The sequence below is a fragment of the Fibrobacter sp. genome, assembly GCF_045112255.1.
In the GTDB taxonomy this organism is placed as follows: domain Bacteria; phylum Fibrobacterota; class Fibrobacteria; order Fibrobacterales; family Fibrobacteraceae; genus Fibrobacter.
Window position 1 is genome coordinate 1 of sequence record NZ_JBGUHR010000110.1, and the last position, 2,608, is coordinate 2,608.

The following is a 2,608-nucleotide window of genomic DNA, read 5'->3' on the forward strand; positions in this document are numbered from 1 at the left end:
GCACTATACCGACGATAATCCAAGCCAAGGCGAACCCGGCCAATCCAGACAGAAACATCATAGGACTCCTCCCCAGTTAATTGGATACCACTTGGCGACTTCGTCCTTATTGCAAAGGTAGTCGTCGCCAGACTCGTCATCCCAGCACTGTTCGTGCTTGTTCCATACGGCGAACTGGTGGCCTTGGAAGCTTGGATAGATGGCGACTGGCTCGTCGTTCTCAGGAACCTCGTCCTTGGTGACGTGCCAACCGCTGCCTTCGCAGCCTTCCTTGCAGTTCTTCGGCAGCATATTGCTATTCACATAGGCAAAGTGCGTGAACTTCGTGCCAGCAAGCGGCAAGACCGCACACTGTTGCCCACTAAGACGGAACCCGCCTTCGGTATAGACCCCAGTGTAGAGAGTTTCTGGCTCATCTTCGGTAACCAGAAACAGTAGGATATGTTCACGAGGCGTTTCCTTGCCCACCTCGTACCAGTTCATTTCAGCTTGACATCTTAGAGACATTGGGAACTTCCTTCATCAGCTCAATCGTCTTGCCATATCCGATATACGAACGAACCATGTAGAAGATCCCGACAGCCACCGCCACGATTTCTAGCACACCTAGAATCGGCATTACAATGTACCCTTCGGCGAACTCTACAATCGTGTAAATCAATGACACGGCGATTGCGAGTGCTTCCAACGAAATTACTTCAAAACAGTGGAAACGACGCATCTCCAGGTTTTCTTCCTTCAAGGAAAGGTTGGATACATGTACCGCAGACAACAGAAGGATCAAGCTGACCACTTGAAGCACAGTCATGTAGAATTGGACTTGAGTCATAGATACTCTCCTTTAGAAGAACTGGCCTACGGCAATCAGGTTGATGTTGAACCACGGAATGTCCTTTTCGCATTTCACCAAGCGGATTTCGAAGCGAGGCTCGAAGAAGTTTTCGCTCGATGTCTGACGAAGCTTCAGTCCGGCATAAAGTTCACCGTCGGTGTCGCGATATGCGTGACACTTGTCGAAAATCTTGTAGCCGTCCTCGCCGAGAGTCTTCCCGTCCCACTTGAGTTCGTGCAAGGCGATCAGCCGCTCGACAATCTGCTCGATGTCTTCACGAAGATAGCCAGCCTTCACTTCGAGGTCGTCCTCGTCACATTCCTGGAACCATGTCAGGCCAAGCTTCTTGCAAGTCTCGGCGGCATTGTCGAACTCGAACGCATCCAAGGAATCCTTGACGGTGTCATGCCACTTGTTCCAGTCGATCTTGTAGTTGTGGACATCGTCTTCGGTGATGTTAGGTTCACTTTGAGGAACCTTTCCTACACCGTCCGGATCGACATAATCGATAGCTTGCTGGATAATTTCGCCGAACGTATCGACATATTCTTCCATCAGCATGCTACCAATGACCGGAAGGCCGCCACGAGAGCCATCCTCTGGATGCACCGGAAATGTGGCGCTACAACCGAAGCTGTAGTCGATATTGAAGACAAACTGGCGTTCCTTGCCATACAGAGTCAACGAATCTTCCGTATGGGACATCGTAACGTCTCGGTCTACAATCAACGAGTTGAACAGATCCAGAACATGGCTGTACACGGCAGTCGTGTTCTGCAGTTCTTTAGGGAGTTTGATATTCATTGTCTACCTCAATCAAAAATGGTTTTTTCGTCTACGTCGTCTGGGCGGCGATACACGGTCGTATCAAGGTCAGCGCCTTCCCACTTGGCCCCGAACATATTCTGGAACTCTATCGTCCAGTAATGTTCCGAGAATCCCCAACCAAGCCATTCGATGATTGGCCGTTCCCACTGGGAAAACGAGAACATGTAGAACGTCATCTTCGTGCGTCGCTGGACGTAGAAGCGGAACACGATGAACAGAAGCATAACTGGAAAGATTGTCACCAGATGGGCGAACCGGAACGGATCCCAGATATGGTCTACGGAGAAACAGTCGAAAACAATGTTGATCAGCATGAGTACCAAAGACGTAAGCAGAAGCACGATACAAGCACCGCCAACGATGAAGAACATCTTGAGGAATATCGGCGCTGTCTCGACGCAATGCAAGTACATATCAATCGGATGGAACTCGACCATATTACTTTCTCCCAAAGACAGCCTTGAAGGCGTCGTAGTTGTCGGTCGGCTTGCCCTTCGGACAGAAGATGGCGAACTCGATAGCCTTGAACTGCTTGAGGTAATCAGGTACGACGTCGGCATAAGCCTTGGCGACGACTTCTGGCTTGTTGCGGAAAGCGCCGCAGCCGAATGCGCCGAGGATAACGACGTCCGCACCGTTGGCAGCAGCGACGTTGAGGATCTGGCGAGCGCGGCTCACGTGAAGCTTGTAGAGTTCGTCGTCGGAAATGTCCGGCGCGGGTTCACGTTCTTGGTTGTACTGGGAGACGTTCTTCTCGCGAAGGTTAGGCGCTGCACAAGTGATCACGTCGAGGTAGACTGGCTCGTCGAGGAAGTCGTAGTCGTCAGTCTTCAACACGGGGACGTTCGGCGTGTAGATGATGTCATCGTTGTGCAGAGGGCCCACACTCGTCTTGTGGTAGTCGTAGAAGCGCTTGACGGCTTCCGGAGTAGTGAGGCACTTGTAGAG

The 2,608-nt window shown here is 51.3% G+C and carries 5 protein-coding genes; all 5 read right to left on the reverse strand.

Annotated elements, in window-relative coordinates:
* Window positions 1–57: 57 nt before the first annotated feature.
* A complete protein-coding gene (locus tag ACJMM9_RS13995) occupies window positions 58–507 on the reverse strand; it encodes a hypothetical protein (protein ID WP_405328203.1) in 450 nt (149 codons plus the stop codon).
* Entirely contained in the window at window positions 485–829 is a 345-nt protein-coding gene (locus ACJMM9_RS14000) for a hypothetical protein (RefSeq protein WP_405328206.1), read from the reverse strand. The genes ACJMM9_RS13995 and ACJMM9_RS14000 overlap by 23 nt, the downstream gene beginning before the upstream one ends.
* A 12-nt stretch (window positions 830–841) precedes the next feature.
* Window positions 842–1,636, reverse strand: coding sequence for a hypothetical protein (locus tag ACJMM9_RS14005; RefSeq protein ID WP_405328209.1), 795 nt, complete (start codon window positions 1,634–1,636; stop codon window positions 842–844).
* A gap of 8 nt (window positions 1,637–1,644) precedes the next feature.
* Complete coding sequence (locus tag ACJMM9_RS14010) at window positions 1,645–2,097, reverse strand: hypothetical protein (RefSeq protein ID WP_405328211.1); 453 nt, start codon at window positions 2,095–2,097, stop codon at window positions 1,645–1,647.
* 1 nt (window position 2,098) lies between these two features.
* Window positions 2,099–2,608, reverse strand: a 510-nt coding sequence (locus tag ACJMM9_RS14015) for a TIGR02452 family protein (protein ID WP_405328214.1), incomplete at its 5' end; no start/stop codon positions are given.

Excerpts from the sequence above, each read along its gene's own strand:
- ACJMM9_RS14000 (WP_405328206.1), bottom strand. The coding sequence starts at position 829 with ATGACTCAAGTCCAATTCTACATGACTGTGCTTCAAGTGGTCAGCTTG.
- ACJMM9_RS14010 (WP_405328211.1), bottom strand. The coding sequence starts at position 2,097 with ATGGTCGAGTTCCATCCGATTGATATGTACTTGCATTGCGTCGAGACA.
- ACJMM9_RS13995 (WP_405328203.1), bottom strand. The coding sequence starts at position 507 with ATGTCTCTAAGATGTCAAGCTGAAATGAACTGGTACGAGGTGGGCAAG.
- ACJMM9_RS14005 (WP_405328209.1), bottom strand. The coding sequence starts at position 1,636 with ATGAATATCAAACTCCCTAAAGAACTGCAGAACACGACTGCCGTGTAC.